At 43.0% G+C, this 17,656-nt stretch carries 13 protein-coding genes; 5 read left to right on the plus strand and 8 right to left on the minus strand.

Annotated features, from left to right (window positions below; translation table 11 throughout):
- Positions 1 to 161 precede the first annotated feature (161 nt).
- The gene (gene pgm, locus D6V41_RS00785) at positions 162 to 1,796 is read right to left on the minus strand and encodes a phosphoglucomutase (alpha-D-glucose-1,6-bisphosphate-dependent) (RefSeq protein ID WP_136249590.1); all 1,635 of its coding nucleotides are present in this window, start codon (positions 1,794 to 1,796) and stop codon (positions 162 to 164) included.
- Between the two features lie 12 nt (positions 1,797 to 1,808).
- On the opposite strand from pgm, the gene D6V41_RS00790 reads away from it, so the two are divergent.
- Genes D6V41_RS00790 through D6V41_RS00805 form a run of 4 tightly spaced genes read left to right on the plus strand, consistent with a single transcriptional unit; the run spans position 1,809 to position 5,950 of the window.
- On the plus strand, positions 1,809 to 2,033 hold the full coding sequence (locus D6V41_RS00790; RefSeq protein WP_136249591.1) for a hypothetical protein: 225 nt from the start codon (positions 1,809 to 1,811) through the stop codon (positions 2,031 to 2,033).
- Between the two features lie 23 nt (positions 2,034 to 2,056).
- On the plus strand, positions 2,057 to 2,965 hold the full coding sequence (locus tag D6V41_RS00795; RefSeq protein WP_136249592.1) for an AAA family ATPase: 909 nt from the start codon (positions 2,057 to 2,059) through the stop codon (positions 2,963 to 2,965).
- Complete coding sequence (locus D6V41_RS00800; RefSeq protein ID WP_136249593.1) at positions 2,965 to 3,987, plus strand: DUF58 domain-containing protein; 1,023 nt, start codon at positions 2,965 to 2,967, stop codon at positions 3,985 to 3,987. The genes D6V41_RS00795 and D6V41_RS00800 overlap by 1 nt, the downstream gene beginning before the upstream one ends.
- Positions 3,974 to 5,950, plus strand: a complete 1,977-nt coding sequence (locus tag D6V41_RS00805) for a transglutaminase TgpA family protein (protein ID WP_136249594.1) — start codon at positions 3,974 to 3,976, stop codon at positions 5,948 to 5,950. Before D6V41_RS00800 ends, D6V41_RS00805 begins: the two co-directional genes overlap by 14 nt.
- Positions 5,951 to 6,088: 138 nt before the next feature.
- Here the strand turns inward: D6V41_RS00805 and fusA are convergent, their stop codons facing one another.
- The 4 genes from fusA to D6V41_RS00825 all read right to left on the minus strand — a co-directional run bounded on the left by fusA (position 6,089) and on the right by D6V41_RS00825 (position 10,885).
- Entirely contained in the window at positions 6,089 to 8,179 is a 2,091-nt protein-coding gene (gene fusA / locus D6V41_RS00810; RefSeq protein ID WP_136249595.1) for an elongation factor G, read from the minus strand.
- Between the two features lie 129 nt (positions 8,180 to 8,308).
- On the minus strand, positions 8,309 to 9,562 hold the full coding sequence (gene rlmM, locus D6V41_RS00815) for a 23S rRNA (cytidine(2498)-2'-O)-methyltransferase RlmM (protein ID WP_136249596.1): 1,254 nt from the start codon (positions 9,560 to 9,562) through the stop codon (positions 8,309 to 8,311).
- Positions 9,555 to 9,953 carry a DUF423 domain-containing protein gene (locus D6V41_RS00820; protein ID WP_136249597.1) on the minus strand — a complete coding sequence of 133 codons (399 nt, stop codon included), beginning with the start codon at positions 9,951 to 9,953 and terminating at the stop codon, positions 9,555 to 9,557. The genes rlmM and D6V41_RS00820 overlap by 8 nt, the downstream gene beginning before the upstream one ends.
- A 41-nt stretch (positions 9,954 to 9,994) precedes the next feature.
- Complete coding sequence (locus tag D6V41_RS00825; protein WP_136249598.1) at positions 9,995 to 10,885, minus strand: transcriptional regulator GcvA; 891 nt, start codon at positions 10,883 to 10,885, stop codon at positions 9,995 to 9,997.
- Between the two features lie 244 nt (positions 10,886 to 11,129).
- Between D6V41_RS00825 and D6V41_RS00830 the strand changes: the two genes are divergently transcribed.
- Positions 11,130 to 11,396, plus strand: coding sequence for a hypothetical protein (locus D6V41_RS00830; RefSeq protein WP_136249599.1), 267 nt, complete (start codon positions 11,130 to 11,132; stop codon positions 11,394 to 11,396).
- 57 nt (positions 11,397 to 11,453) lie between these two features.
- On the opposite strand, the gene D6V41_RS00835 is transcribed toward D6V41_RS00830, so the two are convergent.
- The 3 genes from D6V41_RS00835 to ppsA all read right to left on the minus strand — a co-directional run bounded on the left by D6V41_RS00835 (position 11,454) and on the right by ppsA (position 17,548).
- Entirely contained in the window at positions 11,454 to 11,864 is a 411-nt protein-coding gene (locus D6V41_RS00835; RefSeq protein ID WP_136249600.1) for a DUF4826 family protein, read from the minus strand.
- A 20-nt stretch (positions 11,865 to 11,884) separates the two neighbouring features.
- The gene (ydiJ, locus tag D6V41_RS00840) at positions 11,885 to 14,971 is read right to left on the minus strand and encodes a D-2-hydroxyglutarate dehydrogenase YdiJ (RefSeq protein ID WP_136249601.1); all 3,087 of its coding nucleotides are present in this window, start codon (positions 14,969 to 14,971) and stop codon (positions 11,885 to 11,887) included.
- Positions 14,972 to 15,172: 201 nt separating this feature from the next.
- Positions 15,173 to 17,548: a phosphoenolpyruvate synthase gene (ppsA, locus tag D6V41_RS00845; RefSeq protein WP_136249602.1), complete on the minus strand. Its 2,376-nt coding sequence runs from the start codon at positions 17,546 to 17,548 to the stop codon at positions 15,173 to 15,175.
- Between the last annotated feature and the right edge of the window lie 108 nt (positions 17,549 to 17,656).

Genomic DNA, 17,656 nt, shown 5'->3' on the forward strand with positions numbered 1-17,656 from the left:
ACAACAAAGATACCAAAAAATTTGAATCCCACCTAATAAATACGTATGCATGTAAATTTAGTGTTAATTTATTACCAAAATTTGATTAAATAACGAAAGGTCTGGCATTTATTAACACTTTATTTACTTTTTTATTACCCTAAGGAAACGTTTAGGGAAATTTAAAGAACGGAAGCAACTAAAGCTTCTGCATCTTCTATGATTTTTTGTAAGTGAGTTTCATCTAAAAAACTTTCCGCATAAATTTTATACACATTTTCTGTGCCAGACGGACGCGCTGCAAACCAACCGTTTTCAGTGGACACTTTTACGCCGCCAATGGGCGCATTATTGCCAGGTGCTTTTGTCTGAATATTACTAATTTTCTCACCAGCCATCTCACTGGCTTTAATATCCTCAGCACTCAAAGACGAGAGTTTGGCTTTTTGCTCCAAACTTGCTGCCACATCAATTCGCTTGTAAAGCGGCTCACCGTAGGTATCTGTCAATGAGCGGTAATGTTCACCAGGGTCTTTTCCGGATACCGCAGTTATTTCAGCGGCCAGCAAACTCATGATAAAGCCATCTTTGTCTGTGGCCCAGGTACTGCCATCCCTTTGAAGAAATATACCGCCAGCCGATTCTTCGCCTGCAAATGCGATTTCACCTTTTGTGAGACCATCCACAAACCACTTAAATCCAACGGGCATCTCTAACAAGTTGCGTCCAAGCTGCTTTGCCACGCGATCTATCATAGAGCTTGAAACAAGCGTTTTACCAATGGCTAAATTTGCATTCCACTTAGGTCGATGCTGATATAAATATTCAATCGCAACTGCAAGGTAATGATTTGGATTCATCAAGCCTGACGATCGACACACTATTCCATGACGGTCGAAATCCGGATCGTTACCAAAGGCAATGTCAAAGTCATTTTTAAGATCGATTAATCCCGACATGGCAAACGCTGAAGAGCAATCCATTCGAATTTTGCCATCTCTGTCACAGGGCATAAACGCAAAGCGCTGATCAAACTCCGTATTTAGCACTTTAATATTTAAATTATATTTCTCTGCAATTCGATCCCAGTAGGCCATTCCTGAACCGCCCAAGGGATCCGTTCCTAAACTTAAATTGGCATCTGAAATTGCTTTCAAATCGACAACCTTGTCTAAACCATCGATGTAGTCCTGCGCAAAATCTACCTGGCTTAAATTATTGGCAGACATAGCTTTGGCGATATTAACGCGCTGTATTTTAGATTGACTGGCAATTATTTCATTTGCGCGTTTTTGGATCGCAGAAGTCGCAACTGAATCCGCAGGCCCGCCGTGTACCTGATTGTATTTAAAGCCGCCGTCGCTCGGAGGGTTGTGTGAAGGCGTGATGACAATACCATCAGCCAAACCTTCGCTTCTGCCTCGGTTATAGTTAACAATACGCTGCGAGATAACTGGGGTGGGTGTAAAAGCATTCTCACTTTGGATCACGACATTTACGTCATTGGCAACCAATACTTCTATTGCTGTCATCAACGCGGGTTCAGCTAAGGCGTGGGTATCTTTGCCTATAAACAGTGGTCCGCTAATGTGATTGCTCTTGCGATACTCAGCCAGCGCCTGGCATATTGCTGCTATGTGCGCATCATTAAACGAGCAAAGAGAAGATGAGCCACGGTGACCTGAAGTGCCAAAACTGACGGCTTGTTCAGGAATATTCACATCTGGCACTAGAGAATAGTAATCCGCAGTCAGTTTAGCGACGTTTATTAACTGTGAAGGAAGTGGTGATTTTCCTGCGCGTTCGTGTTGAGACATGGATATTCCTTTATGTATATTGACGGAAGACATAACAAAGCTACCAAAACTGACTTGCAGATGCCATTATCAATTGCGATTCCAAGAGAATTTTTTATGCTTTGTAATTTTTGGGAACATACTCAGGTATCTAAATGGATATTTGAATTTGCCGATAATCTTTTACTATCAGCTTGTTATCACAAAATAAAACGCTGTAAGTCAGTAGAAAAGATAGATATGTCGATACCTAATTAAAATAAACGAGAAAGCTTTAAATTATGCGCACCGATATAAAGACCTGTATCAATCAAATCAGCCATGTTATTCGCGGTAAACGAACTCAAATAGAGCTCTCTCTTATCTGTTTGCTCGCTCGCGGGCACTTATTGCTCGAAGATTTACCTGGAATGGGAAAAACGACACTGTCTCAATCGCTTGCGCATGTACTAGGTCTTGAATTTGCCCGCATTCAGTTCACTTCTGACTTGCTGCCTGCCGACATGCTAGGTATTAATATATATGATCAAAAAGTAAGTGAATTTAGTTTTCACCCTGGCCCAATTTTCAATCAGGTTATTCTCGCTGATGAAATTAACCGTGCCAGCCCAAAAACGCAGAGTGCATTGCTTGAAGCAATGGCCGAGCGTCAAGTAACGATTGATGGAAAAACCAGAGATTTACCAAAGCCTTTTTTTGTTATCGCAACACAAAATCCATTGAATCAGTCAGGCACTCACCCCCTGCCAGAATCGCAGCTCGACCGATTTAATATGCAGCTATCGCTTGGGTTTCCTGACTTTGAATCTGAAAAAGCAATGTTGCTTGAAAATAACGAAGCAAATGAACTCAATACCATTATCAATATTGATTCTCTGCTAAAGCTGCAAGATCAGGTTGATAAAGTAAAGGTCAGCGATGCTGTTGTAACTTATGTACTTAATTTGGTGAACCTCACGCGGGAGTCGAATGACTATCCTAATGCTTTATCACCTCGTGCTGCAAAAGCGCTTCTCACTACCGCTAAAGCCTGCGCCTTTATTAATGAACGAGATTTTGTCACACCAGAAGACGTACAGTTTGTGCTAAGCGCAGTTTGCGAGCACCGCTTGAGAGGACACTTGCATACGCAAAGCGCCAGTAGCTTTAGCGAGCACTTAATGCAGCAGGTTGATCCACTTGCCGCCTAATGAAATCAATTATTTCATCCATTAACCGACTGAGAAATACCGCATTAATAAGGCGGAATCATTGGCTGGATAAACGCATTCCAGCTGAAAATACCAGCCAGTTCAACATGAGCAACACTTTTATTTTCCCATCCAGTTTTGGTTGGGCGATGATTGCGATGGTGCTGTTTTTATTTATCCTTGGAACCAACTACCAAAACAATGTGGTTTTGGGTATGAGCTACTTTTTTACCGCAGTATTGCTGTTATCTTTGTTTCACAGTTACCAATACTTCACACAACACAAAATTCATTTCAAAGCCTTTGAACCTGATTTTGAAAATCGCGAAATTGCATTGAATTGTGAGCTAAGCTCTTTGCAGCGCTATCCTGGTGGTGAATTTATTATTACGGCCTATAACAGAAGCATTCAGGTGCCGCTTAAAGAAAAGTTCAAAAAAGCGCCTGCGTCTATTATGTTACCTAAGATGCAGCGCGGCTATCATGTATGTAAACGTGTAAAAGTGGAGTGTTTTTTTGCCTTTGGTCTTTATCGATGCTGGAGTTATCTGCAACCCAAGCATCGTATTCTGGTGTATCCAAGTGTGCTAAAGGCGCCGCTTAAATTGCATCAAATCAATGAAGATGACGATAACGACTTGGCTCAACACACGCGGTTGACTCAATCTGATAATCTGCAAGGTATTCGCAATTACGTTGAAACTGACCCCATGCACCACGTGTCATGGAAACATGTAGCCAAAGGACAAGGTCTATTGACAAAGGACTTTGCTGAACATGCTGGGCTTATGGGATGGTTAAAATTGAGCGACTATGGCAGCGCCGATATTGAACAAAGCTTACGCATACTAAGCTATCAGGTGCAACATCTCTCTCAGGAACAGATTGAATTTGGGCTTGATTTAGGCGACACAAAAATTCTGCCTAATTCAGGCATTCCTCACCTTGAAAAATGTCTGTTTCAACTGGCTACCTACGGTCAGCCCAAACTCGATAGAAGAGCCTCTGATGCGAAAGCTTAATGCCTTCCAAATGCGCCTGCCCTCGCTACTGGTCAGTTTAAGCTTTGCGTTTGCTGTGCTGCCCCTTGCGGATACGATTATGGCCTGGGTATGGGTGTTATTTGCCTGTGCACAGGGCGTAGTGTTTGCAAAAGTGTTTAAGCGCGTTCCCGAATTAAACAGCCTAACGCTCAATCTACTCGCTATATTTTGTATGCTGTTGCTGATCTTCTTTGCAGGACAGTTTGGTTTGCTTTCAACAATGATTAATTTGCTTGTTGTTGCGGGCTGTTTAAAGCTAATTACCATGCGCACTTTCGCTGATTTTCATCTTGTGGTAATTGTGCTTATCTTTTTGGTTGCATGTGGCTTTATCTATCATCAAGCCTTGCTGTACGCGCTTTATTATAGCGGGATCCTCTTCGCTACCTTATTTGGCACTTACCTGCTCAATAAAGGAAAAATTTCACGCAAACAAAGCATCAGGCAGGCCAGTAAAATGCTTGCCCAAGCCATTCCTATTACCATCTTGCTGTTTGTCATGGTGCCTCGACTTCCCCCTCTGTGGGATGCCGCCGAGGCAAAATCAAGCAGCACGGGCTTGTCTGAAAGCATCACGCCGGGCGATATTGCCAATTTGGCACAATCTGGTGATTTAGCCTTTCGTGCTGAGTTCTCCGGTGCCATACCAGAAGCGCAAGACCGTTATTGGCGCAGTATCGTGCTGGACTATTTTGATGGTAAAACCTGGTCCATGGGAGACGAAATGTCCAACACCGATAACACGCCGCCCATAGCCGTAAGTGGACCAGCAACGAGGTATCTTATTATTGCAGAGCCAAACGAAACCCGCTGGCTTTATGCACTCGATGTGCCCATTGTTCAGGAGACCGTCACCGACAAACCAATATTTAGAAATCAGTCTTATCAATTGTTCACCCAAGAGGTCAATAAAAAGCAAAGTTTGTACATTGTGGATTCTTATTTATCTGCGCCGCTCAATCATTTTATGACTGAGTATGAAAGACAGCGTTACTTGCAATTACCAAGTGAGAGCAATCCTCAAACGCGCGCTTTTGTAGAATCCAGTGTGTCTGACGAAATGTCTGAACAGGCGCGTCTAAAAGCCCTGATTGCGCCTTTTTTTGAACAGGATTTTGCATACACGCTTCGACCACCACTCATGCAAGACAATCCCGTGGATCAGTTTTTGTTTGAGTATCAACGTGGATTTTGTTCTCACTATGCATCTGCTCTTACCTATATGCTCAGACTGGCGAATGTGCCTGCGCGCATGGTTGCCGGTTATCAGGGAGGCGAACTTCAAAATGACAATATACTTACCGTTAGACAATATGATGCTCACGCCTGGGTCGAATACTGGATTGAAGGCAGTGGATGGACGCGCATTGACCCAACAGCCATCATCGCACCAAATAGAACACTCGCGGGTTTACTTTCTAGTATCGATGAGCAAGACAGTGAATTAATCGATCGTCCCTTTACCTTAGGTGGCTTTAGAGATGTCCCGGTATTTAAGCAAATTCGTGATTTTATGGTGTTGATCGATCATCAGTGGAATCAATCTGTTTTGCGCTTTGACCAAGACTCACAACGGGATTTAATTACGAATTTGTTTGGCGCGTTTAACGCAAAGAATATGACCACATTTATGTTTTTAATTCTCGCTGCCATCGCTCTGTTTATTGGCGCTATCTTTTTGCCTTACAGGCGTTGGCTTGGCCGTGAAGTATTCAATCCGGCTCAATCTTTAATTCGCGTCCTTGAAAAGCGTGGTTTTGAGAAACATCGCAAAGAAACATTGCAACAGTTTATTAAGTGCATCCAACCAGACTTGAACGAAAAACAATACGCTTTTTTACACGCATTTATGAAACGTTATTATGCCAAGGCTTATGAAGGTAAAGCGATACACAAAAAAGAATTTAATAAGTTACTCAAAGCCGTAAAAGCCAATTTTTAAGGCGCTTACTGGTTTTAGAGAATGGGATAGCTGTAGAGGTATTTAATGCCTTGAACTAAAGTAAAACACACTAAAAAGGAGCCTATTGGCTCCTTTTTAATGACTAGCTTATTGCGTTACAACTTAAGTTACTTAGCATTATTTTTTAGCCGCTTTACGCGCTTTCACTTCTTCGATAACTTTTTCTGCTACGTTGTTCGGACATGGGTTGTAGTGTGAGAACTCCATCGAGAACTGACCACGACCTGATGTCATTGTACGCAGTGAACCGATATAACCAAACATTTCTGAAAGCGGTACATCTGCTTTAATACGAACGCCAGTTGCACCGGCTTCCTGGTCTTTGATCATACCGCGACGACGGTTCAAATCACCAATTACATCACCCACGTGATCTTCCGGTGTAAACACGTCAACTTTCATGATTGGCTCAATCAACTGTGGACCTGCTTTAGGAATTGACTGGCGGAAGGCACCTTTCGCTGCAATTTCAAACGCGATAGCAGATGAGTCAACTGCGTGGAAACCACCGTCATAAAGTTCAACTTCAACGTCCAACACAGGGAAGCCAGCAAGCGTACCTTCCTGCATCATGCCTTTAAAGCCTTTTTCGATTGCAGGGAAGAATTCTTTAGGAACGTTACCACCTACTACCGTTGAAACAAATTTAAAGCCGCTGTTTGGCTCGCCAGGACGGATGCGATAGTCAATTTTACCGAACTGACCAGAACCACCAGACTGTTTCTTGTGCGTGTAAGAATCTTCAACTGGCTGCGTGATAGTTTCACGGTATGCAACCTGAGGCTGACCAACTTCGAGTTCTACGCCATAAGTACGCTTTAAGATATCCACTTTGATATCCAAGTGAAGCTCACCCATTCCTTTAAGAATGGTTTCGCCTGAATCTTCATCAGTTTCAACCTGGAAAGTTGGATCTTCTGCAACCATTTTACCAATCGCGATACCCATTTTCTCAACAGAGCCTTTGTCTTTAGGCGCTACAGCGATTGAGATTACTGGCTCAGGGAAGATCATTGGCTCAAGTGTACACTCGTGCTTAGGATCGCAAAGCGTATGACCAGTTTGAATAGACTTCATACCAACGATTGCTAATATGTCACCAGCATGCGCAGAACTTAATTCGGTTCTGTCGTTAGCGTGCATTTCAACCATACGACCAACACGCTCAGTCTTGCCTGTCGCAGAGTTTAATATAGTGTCGCCTTTGTTTAATTTACCTGAGTAAATGCGGATAAAGGTAAGCGCACCAAATCGGTCATCCATGATTTTAAACGCAAGCGCACGGAATGGCTCGTCAACAGACACTTTTGCCACCTGACCAGTAGGCTCACCTGTTTCCGGATCCGTTAATTCTTGTGGGTCAACTTCATCTGGAGCTGGAAGATAATCAACAACGGCATCAAGCACTAATTGAATACCTTTGTTTTTAAATGCAGAACCACAGTAAGTCGGGAAGAAAGCCAAATCACGTGTACCCTTACGAATACAACGTTTCAAGTCTTCCATAGAAGGCATTTCGCCATCCATGTAGGCCATCATCAGATCGTCGTCTTGCTCAACAGCAGTTTCGACTAACTGCTCGTAATACTCTTCAACTTTATCAACCATATCGGCCGGTACATCTTCAACCGTGTAGTTTTCTGGCTGACCAGTGTTATCCCAAATGTAGGCTTTTTTCTCTATGATGTTTACAACGCCTTTAAATTCATCTTCAATACCGATAGGAAGCGTCATAACCAGTGGATTAGCACCAAGAACAGTTTTTACCTGCTTAACAACACGGTAAAAATCTGCACCCATTCTGTCTAGCTTGTTGACGAAGATGATTCGAGACACTTCTGAATCATTCGCGTAACGCCAGTTGGTTTCAGATTGCGGCTCAACACCACCAGAACCACAAAAAACGCCGATACCACCGTCGAGTACTTTCAATGAACGATATACTTCTACCGTAAAGTCAACGTGTCCAGGAGTATCGATTACGTTCAAACGATGCTTTTTCCAGAAACATGTTGTCGCAGCAGACTGAATAGTAATACCGCGCTCAGCTTCCTGCTCCATAAAGTCGGTAGTTGATTCACCGTCGTGTACTTCACCCGTTTTATGGATTTTACCGGTTAGCTTTAAGATACGTTCTGTCGTGGTAGTCTTGCCCGCGTCAACGTGAGCAAAAATACCTATATTTCTGTAATGTGATAAATCTGACATGTTTCCACTTCATAGGTTAGAGAAAAATTTGCGGCGGATTATATAGATTATTGAGTAGAATTTACACCACTTTCCTGCTTATTTTTTTTTGAGCCTGTAATTCGCTGCGAATTTCTCGATTTTTGTCTTTCAGACTTCATCTGAAAAGCGATGATTAGCGGCCTCTAAAGCAGATACCCATTGACTATTTCGAACAATCAAAAAGGTCACCTCATCCCGATTGTGATAAAGATGCTTAGCTTGCATATAAAACGCTTCATCAGCGCTACCCAGTTTTTCAACGAATTCTGCAATTAATGGCTTTAAGGTCAAATAGCGTTTCTTCATCGGAAGCTTCAGGTTGAAGATTGCCGCGCTGGTTTGGCGTTTTAAAAACCAGTCGCACATTAGCGTGGCTACACGATCGGGTTGTTCAATCATGTCACACACCAACCAATCAACATGGCCGTGTTGTGGGCGATACGAAAAGCCGTCTGCAGCATGATAGCTTACCTTGCCACTTTGCATAAGCTTTTCATCCATAGCGCCGTTATCCACAGCTTCCACCTTTAAACCCCGCTTAAGAAGTTGATAGGTCCAACCGCCTGGACAAGCGCCTAAGTCTACTGCGGTCATCCCACTTTGCATTAACTGCGATTGCTCAGCGCCCAAAAACAAATCAATGGCCTCTTCCAGCTTAAGCGTAGAACGTGAGGGCGCATCCTGAGGAAACTTTAGCCTTTTAATGCCCAATAGTTCATGACTTCTGTCGTGAGCAAATGAAACGGCAAGCAAACACGCGTCGCCTTTTTCGAAAAACACATGCAAATAAGGTAATTTTGAGTTGGGCTTCGCACTCAAAAGTGCTGCGCCATTCTTTAAATATCCACCATTTACCTGTGTGCCGTGTTGTCGCAAAGCACTTCGAAGCGGCACGGTAAATTTTTTGCAAAATTTTGCCATCTGCTTGCCGTTTTCGGTATCAGGATATTCAACGCGCAGATCACCGAAAACTGATTTGGCCTCTCGGGTTTCAGTTATAGTTTGGTTTTGATTCTCACTGGCTAACATATCACTTAGCGCGTTGATGATCTCACCCACTCTGTCATATACATTTTCAAATGTAAGTTGCCCGAGCACTTTGCATTTTTGACGAGCAAACATCAGTGACGAAAGCGGAGGCATTGCTTTTGTAGGCGAAGCTGTTAGCGATTGACTTGTACCGTGAGTTGAAAACACTTCATCCGCGGATGATGTATCACTCAAAAGATGGTAGCGCAGAAATGCACTATCTTTTTGAATACTTGCGTAGCCGTAATGATTATTTGCGCCGAGCTTATCATCCAACTCTGCAAGTAAATCCGCTTCGTAACCGCTTCTACAATAAAACAGATACTCAGTCATAAGAAGGGTTACTTTTGACGTGTTTAACAATATTGATAATGAACAATGTCCATGCCGCTAAAAACAGAAAGCCGCCGATGGGTGTAATAAATGCCAGCCATTTAATACCGGTAGTAGCAAGCAGATATAAACTGCCACTGAAACATACCATACCCAAGGTAAAGCATATTGAAACGCTCCTTAGCCGCAGATTCAGCGAAGCCATTAACACACCGCAGAGAATGAGCGCTAGCGCGTGATACATTTGATACCGTGCGCCTGTTTCAATGATCCCAAGTGCGTAATCATCTAAGGTCGCCTTTAATCCGTGTGCTGCAAATGCACCAATTGCTACAGACAAGAGCGCGAAAAGCGCGCCAGCTACCAGTGTGTATTTTATCTCTTTGTTCATTAAACAGTTACCGTTTATTTAGAAATTGTTTATCCAGACTGTTACATAGTTTGCTCAACTTGAGCGAGCATCCACTCTCGAAAGGCTTGAATCTTTGAGTTATCAGCCTGTGATTCTCGACACACTAAATAATAACTAAGCTTACTTTCAATTTTTTCAGAAAAAGGACATATCAATCGTCCGCTATCAATATCAGGTTTAGCCAAAACCGTGTCAGAAAGCGCGATCCCTTGACCAATTGCTGCTGCCTGCAATACCAGCATCGTATGACTGAAAATGGGGCCTTGATTGACATTTACACCGCGGACTGAAAAGGCTTGAAGCCAATTTTTCCACGCGCTTCGGGTGTTATCATGAAGTAAGGTATGGTGACTTAGGTCGGATAAGCTTCTAAGCGGCTTGCCACGCTGTAATAAGAGCGGAGAGCACATTGGGGTAAGATATTCAGCCAAAAGCTTTGTAGAGTGCAGTCCTTGCCAATTACCCCGACCATAATAGACCGCAATATCGACCGAATCATCCAAAAATCCTTCATCGAGGTCCACGGCTTTAATTCGCACGTCTATGTCGGAATACTCCGAAGAAAACTGATAAATTTTTGGCACTAGCCACTGGCTTGCAAAGCTTGGTGGCGTTGCCACCGTGATAGCACCCTTGCTGCCCATTGCCAGTAAGCGTTCGGTTGCTTCGTGTACTTGACTGAAAATATCTCGTAAATCCTGAAAGTAGGCTTGCCCTTCCTCGGTTAATAAAAGCGAGCGATTTTTACGATGAAAGAGTTTGGTTGATAAAAAACTTTCAAGTGACTTAATTTGATGACTTACGGCAGCCTGAGTCACAAATAGCTCATCTGCTGCTTTTGTAAAACTCAAATGTCTCGCGGCTGATTCAAAAGCTTTGAGTGCGTTTAGTGGTGGAAGACGCTTTGGCATATACCTTTCTACTTCCTGAATACTAGTGTCAAGTATTTGACTACAAATTTATGACGGATAGATTAATAAAACTAATGCGAAATAGCAAATAATGTTGTTTAAGTTTTATTCAATTTAGCCGTAAAATACCCTCGGAAGCTAAGAGAAAACATTTTTATTTCAACACTTTACATTGTAAATAACTTGTTATGAAAATGTCGCTTTTATACACAAACATTACATTAATTTTAATCAGGAGAAAATAATGAAATTCTTAAGTCTGGCAATTTTTGCCTTAAGTGTAACTGGCACGGCTAACGCGTCTATTAGTGAGACTGCGATTGCACCTGCTAATACCCTCAGTAAAGCTGAGATTACCGCAATTTTAGACGTCAAAATCAAGCAAAACATTGAAATTGAGCCAATCGTTATTGATTCAAGTCTTGATAATGACGACATTATTATGATTGCACGTAACGAACGCCCTATCCGAACGCGCTTTAATATATTAAAGAACGTAGGTGATGAATAGTAAAACGATGGCAGGGCTAATCTCCGTTTAATTCACTGTATACAAACGTATCTGAAATTACGGCTGGTCCTGCCAAAGCGTTTCATCATCAGAAACTTGATAAAGCATATTTGCTTTCTCTTCTAGCAACTTAGCAAATTCTAACTGAGTATTATCTGTCGTTCCTGATTGACGTATATTTTCCGACTGCATCTGCCAAAGATAGGAAAATCGTTTAATCGCCTCTCGTGCATTTGCCGCAGATTCTGCAAGTGTCGCATCGGCGGGTACATCTCCACTTATCACCCAATAAGATTTTTTATCATTCGCTTTAATTTTCCAAACAGCCACGTGCGGAGCTAAGTATCGGCTGTCCTCTGCCTTGACTGATTCAAACAGAATACCTTTTTCGGCTAAATGTTTGTTTGCTCGTTGAAATTGCTCTCTGACCCATTTTGAAAGCGCCTCTTGTGAATGAATATCTGTCATAATGTCTGCTTTTTATTTGTTTAATTATTGTGGTGCAACAATACTTCGATTGGATGACGCGGCCTGAAATCTGCCATTCGCTTGACCTGGCTTCTGCAAGAATAACCCGTCGCTAAAATTTGCTCCGGTCGATGCTGGGCAATACGCTCACGCCAGCTTAAATTGTATATTCCGATTGAGTTATCCAAGTGCTGAGTTTCATGTCCATAAGTACCCGCCATGCCGCAACAACCTACGCTTATAATCTCAAGTTTAAGCCCAAGGCGCTTAAAGAGTGTTTGCCATTGCGCTTCAGCATTTGGCAAAGCGGTTTTTTCGGTACAATGCGCAAATAGATAAAATGCCTTTTCATTCTCAGCAGGCGCAATCTTTTCTCTTATGTCATTAAAATACGAGTCGGGAACTTGCTGAAGCCATTCAGTCAAGGTAAGGACTGAATAAGCGCCTCGATTACTTCCGAGAATTTTCGCATATTCGTCACGATAGCAAAGCACCAAAGATGCATCCACTCCAATCATCGGTATATTCAACTGACTAACTTTGGTCAAAAAAGCCGAAGTGTTTTTTGCCGTTTTTTCAAATGCATCTAAAAAGCCTTTTACGTGCTGTGGTTTACCATTCGGGCTAAATGGCAGCAAAACCGGCTTAAGTCCCATCTGCTGAATAAAGCGTAAGCAATGGTCGACCGATTCTGCATCATAAAAACTGGTAAAAGGATCTTGAACTATTAATACATAGCGCTTGCGTTCTTCGTCAGACAATGAAGCCAGAGCTTGATAATCGTAACTGGATTGCATCGCACTTAAACGCTTATTTAAAGCCGGATAAGATAAAAGCGGTGCGTCTACATATCCGACCCAGTTCTTTAATGCGTATCTCACAAAGTTTGCGTCTAACACAATATTGGCGAGCCTGGGAAATTTAGCCAACAGCGGTGCCAGTTTTTCAACATTGGCAACAAAATAATCCTTAATTGGCCTTGCGTATTTTTTGTAATAAATCGCCAGGAACTTGGCTCTAAAATCGGGTACATCAACATTTATCGGACATTGATTCGTGCATGATTTACAGGCTAAACACCCGTTCATTGCTTCAAATACTTCGTGAGAAAAATCGTCGGATTTATCTGAATTAAACCATTTCGATACGCCTGCACTTTTAAATTGCTTGTGAGGTGTCGCATTCGATAATCCATCAACTTGCACTCCATGGGCTTTTAGTTGATATAGCCATTCTCGAATAAGCCCTGCCCGGCCTTTTGGACTGTGACGTCGGTCGCGAGTAATTTTGCTTGATGGGCACATCGGAGAGCTTGTATCGTAGTTAAAGCAAAGTCCGTTACCATTACAACTCATTGCCGGTAAAAAACTCTCTCTAAATGCAATGGGAATCTGCCTGTCAAACTTCGCGCGTTTTTGTGCATCCACTTTTACGAGTTCGTGAGACGAACCATAAGGCGTACATATTTTGCCCGGGTTCATTCTATTTTCAGGATCAAATGCTGCCTTTATCTTGCAAATCTCGTCATAGAGTTCTTCACCGAAAAAGGCGGGAGCATATTCGCTACGGTAGCCCTTGCCATGTTCACCCCACATCAGCCCGCCGTACTTAGCGACCAGGGCAACAACCTGATCAGAAATACGTTTTAATAATTTTTCCTGTTCAAGGTCATATAAATCAAGCGCAGGACGCACATGTAACACACCTGCATCTACGTGCCCAAACATGCCATATTCCAAACCGTGGCTGTCTAGGAGCGCTCTGAACTCCATTATAAAATCGGCAAGTTTTTCAGGCGGCACTGCGGTATCTTCTGCAAATGCGATGGGCTTTTTATTTCCTTTCGTTTTGCCCAATAAACCTACCGCCTTTTTACGCATAGCGTAGATTTTTTTGATATCGCGTTTTTCGTAAGTGATTTGATAGCCAATAACTCCTGTATCACCACTGGCTATTTCTGAATCCAGGCGCTCGCTGAGCACCTTAATTTTTAATTCGATGTCGTCCTTATCGTCACTGTTATATTCCACCATGTTCAATCCGTCCATGGTTTTATCAGGCACATCTTTAATTAGTTCGGATACGCTATGCCAGACAATGTCGCTTCTTGCCAGGTTCAATACTCGACTATCAACTGTTTCTACAGAGGTTGCATTTGCAGCAATCATCGAAGGTGCGTGGCGAAGCGCCGATTCAAAATCATTATATTTAATATTCACCAGGGCAGTATGCTGAGGAATTTTTGTAATATTGAGTTTTGCTTCTGCTATAAAGGCAAGCGACCCCTCAGATCCTGCCAACAATCGACTGACATCTATCGCATCGTTTAGCTCGTCATATGCATGCTCTAAATCGTAGCCGGTAAGAAATCGATTAAGTCTGGGAAATTTAGACAAAATTTGCTGACGTTTGCCTACACAAGTCATCAATATTTGTTGCAGAATGCGTCCGTAGTCGCTGCGGTCATTAGAAGCTGCAATTTCTTTCGCTTCATCAACACTGATTGGTGCTGTGCGCAAAATTTCGCCATTTGCGGTGATGGAGGTAAGTCCTAGCACGTGATCGCTCGTTTTCCCGTAAACCAGAGAGCCCTGACCAGAGGCGTCAGTATTGATCATTCCGCCAAGCGTTGCGCGATTGCTTGTTGACAAATCGGGTGAGAAAAAATAACCATGTGGCTTTAAATAATCATTTAGCGCGTCTTTAATCACGCCACACTGAACCCGCACCCAGTTTTCTTCCAGGTTAAGCTCCAGAATTTTATCCATATGTCTTGAGGTATCGACAACTATACCCGGCGTCAAAGACTGTCCATTGGTGCCTGTTCCGCCCCCTCGTGCGCTAAAGCTTAATCCATTGTAGGTTTTCCCAACTTTTGCGATAAGCGCCAAATCTTCAACTGACTTGGGGAACACAACTGCCTGAGGAATTTGCTGATAAATTGAATTATCGGTTGCAACAGCCATCCTGCTCGCGTAACTGAGCTCACATTCACCCGTATAATCAGGATGGTTTTTAAGCGCGTTAATGAATCCCTTGGTTTGAGGGCTAACAGTGTCTTGGGGATTTAACTTTGGTAGCGCGGTCAATGCTTCCTCCTTTGTCATCTGAAGCAGAGTATAACGTTTAAGCGCATCGCACTCTATAGTTAAGCGTAAAGTTAAGCGCTTCTGCCAGATCATTTTCAAACAAATTTAATCAGGAGGTGGACAGACTTTTTGACGATAGTGATTTGAGTGGGAGGAAAATGACAAAGCAGCACCAAATAGGTGCTGCCAATCATGAACACTTCAATTTACTTCAATAAACTAGCTATGTTGTTGCGCCAAGTAAAGCCACGTTTCAACTACCGTGTCGGGATTAAGTGAGACGCTATCAATTCCCTGTTCTACAAGCCAGGCTGCAAAATCTTCATGATCTGAAGGACCTTGACCACAAATGCCTACATACTTCCCTCGCGCTTTTGCTGCTTTTATTGCCATCGAAAGGAGCGCTTTGACCGCATCATTACGCTCATCAAATAAGTGTGCAATCAATCCAGAATCTCTATCAAGTCCCAAAGTGAGCTGAGTTAAGTCATTTGATCCAATGGAAAAGCCATCAAAAATATCCAGGAACTGATCCGCCAGCAGCGCATTTGAAGGCAGTTCGCACATCATAATAACGCGCAGACCATTTTCACCTTGCACTAAACCTTGCTCTTTTAACAGTTCAATGACCTGCTGACCTTCTTCAAGCGTGCGAACAAAGGGGATCATAATTTCAACGTTGGTTAATCCCATTTTGTTTCGAACGCGCTTAATAGCCTCGCATTCCAAAGCAAAACAATCTCTAAAATCTTCAGAAATATAACGACTTGCCCCTCTGAAACCCAGCATCGGATTTTCTTCATCTGGCTCATACTGATAACCGCCAACCAAATTAAAGTATTCATTGGATTTAAAGTCTGACATGCGCACAATGACTTTTTTAGGCGAGAATGCTGCACCAATAGAAGCAATACCTTCAACTAACTTTTCGATATAAAACTCTACAGGCGATTCATAACCGGCAATCATGTCGTTAATTTCGTCCTTAAGTTCATCAGGTTGCTCATCAAAATTTAATAAAGCTTTTGGATGAACGCCAATCATCCTGTTGATAATAAACTCAAGTCTGGCTAAGCCAACTCCCTCGTGGGGTAAGCGAGCAAAATCAAACGCGCGATCAGGATTACCGACATTCATCATGACCTTGAATGGCAGATCTGGCATGGCATCGATACGAGAAGTAGTAACGTCAAACTCAAGCACGTCTCCATAGATATAGCCCGTGTCGCCCTCAGCGCATGACACAGTTACCTTGTCTCCGGTTTGGATCGTATCTGTTGCATTACCGCATCCTACTACCGCAGGAATGCCCATTTCCCTTGCAATAATCGCGGCATGACAGGTACGCCCCCCTCGATTTGTCACAATAGCGGATGCCTTTTTCATGATAGGCTCCCAATCGGGATCCGTCATATCAGTGACAAGCACATCACCTTGTTCGATTTTGTCCATCTCTGCAATGGACGACAAGACTTTTGCAGTCCCCGCCCCTATTTTATGACCGATTGCCCGCCCCTCACATACCAAAGTATGTGCTGCATCTTTAAGTTGGAAGCGCTCAATCACTTGCATATCTTCGCGGCTTCTTACCGTTTCTGGCCGAGCCTGAACAATGTATAACTTACCGTCGATACCGTCTTTTGCCCACTCAATATCCATTGGACGTTGATAATGCTTTTCAATGATCATGGCTTGTTTTGCAAGTTCCATGACCTCTTCATCACTAATAGAAAATTGCTTTGATTCACTTGGCGCAATGTCAACAATGTCCACTTGCTTACCGTGCGACAAGTCATCTGAATAAATCATTTTTGTTAATTTACTACCGAGATTACGGCGCAAAACAGCAGGTTTGTTATCAGATAGCGTAGGCTTATGCACATAAAACTCATCAGGGTTCACCGCGCCTTGAACGACCATTTCGCCCAAACCGAATGATGAGGTGATAAATACTACATCTTCAAACCCGGATTCGGTATCAATTGTGAACATAACACCAGATGCTGCTTTGTCGCTTCTGACCATTCGCTGGATGCCTGCAGAGAGTGCGACGCCTTTGTGGTCATATCCTTGGTGTACACGGTATGAAATAGCGCGGTCGTTGAAAAGAGATGCAAAGACGTGTTTTATCGCCACTAGAACAGACTCGTAGCCTTTAACATTAAGAAACGTTTCTTGCTGCCCGGCGAAAGACGCATCTGGCATATCTTCAGCAGTTGCCGAGGAGCGAACGGCAAATGAAGCCTCATCGCCTGCATCCGCACATAGTGTCTCAAAAGCAGACTTTATCTGTGACTCAAGCTCTGCTTGAAATGGCGTTTCAAGGATCCAGTTTCGAATTTGTTCGCCAGCTTTAGCGAGTGCATTAACGTCATCTACATCCAGCGCATCCAGTACTTCATGGATTTTAGCTTCCACGCCGCTTTGAACTAAAAACTCGTTAAACGCATGCGCAGTGGTAGCAAAGCCTCCCGGAACTTGCACTCCCGCATTCGACAAGTTTGATATCATCTCCCCTAATGAAGCGTTTTTACCGCCTACGCGGCTAACGTCGTCCATCCCCAATTCTTGATACCAAAGAACGTAATCCTGCACTATTGTGGCCTCCAGCAAACTGCTATCATTAACATTGTATTTAAGCGACACACGACTGAAACTTTTCAGCATGTATTACAAATTATTGAAACGTGCTAGTTTATTGCA

It is taken from the genome of Ningiella ruwaisensis (assembly GCF_004798935.1).
GTDB classification, from domain to species: Bacteria; Pseudomonadota; Gammaproteobacteria; order Enterobacterales; family Alteromonadaceae; genus Glaciecola; species Glaciecola ruwaisensis.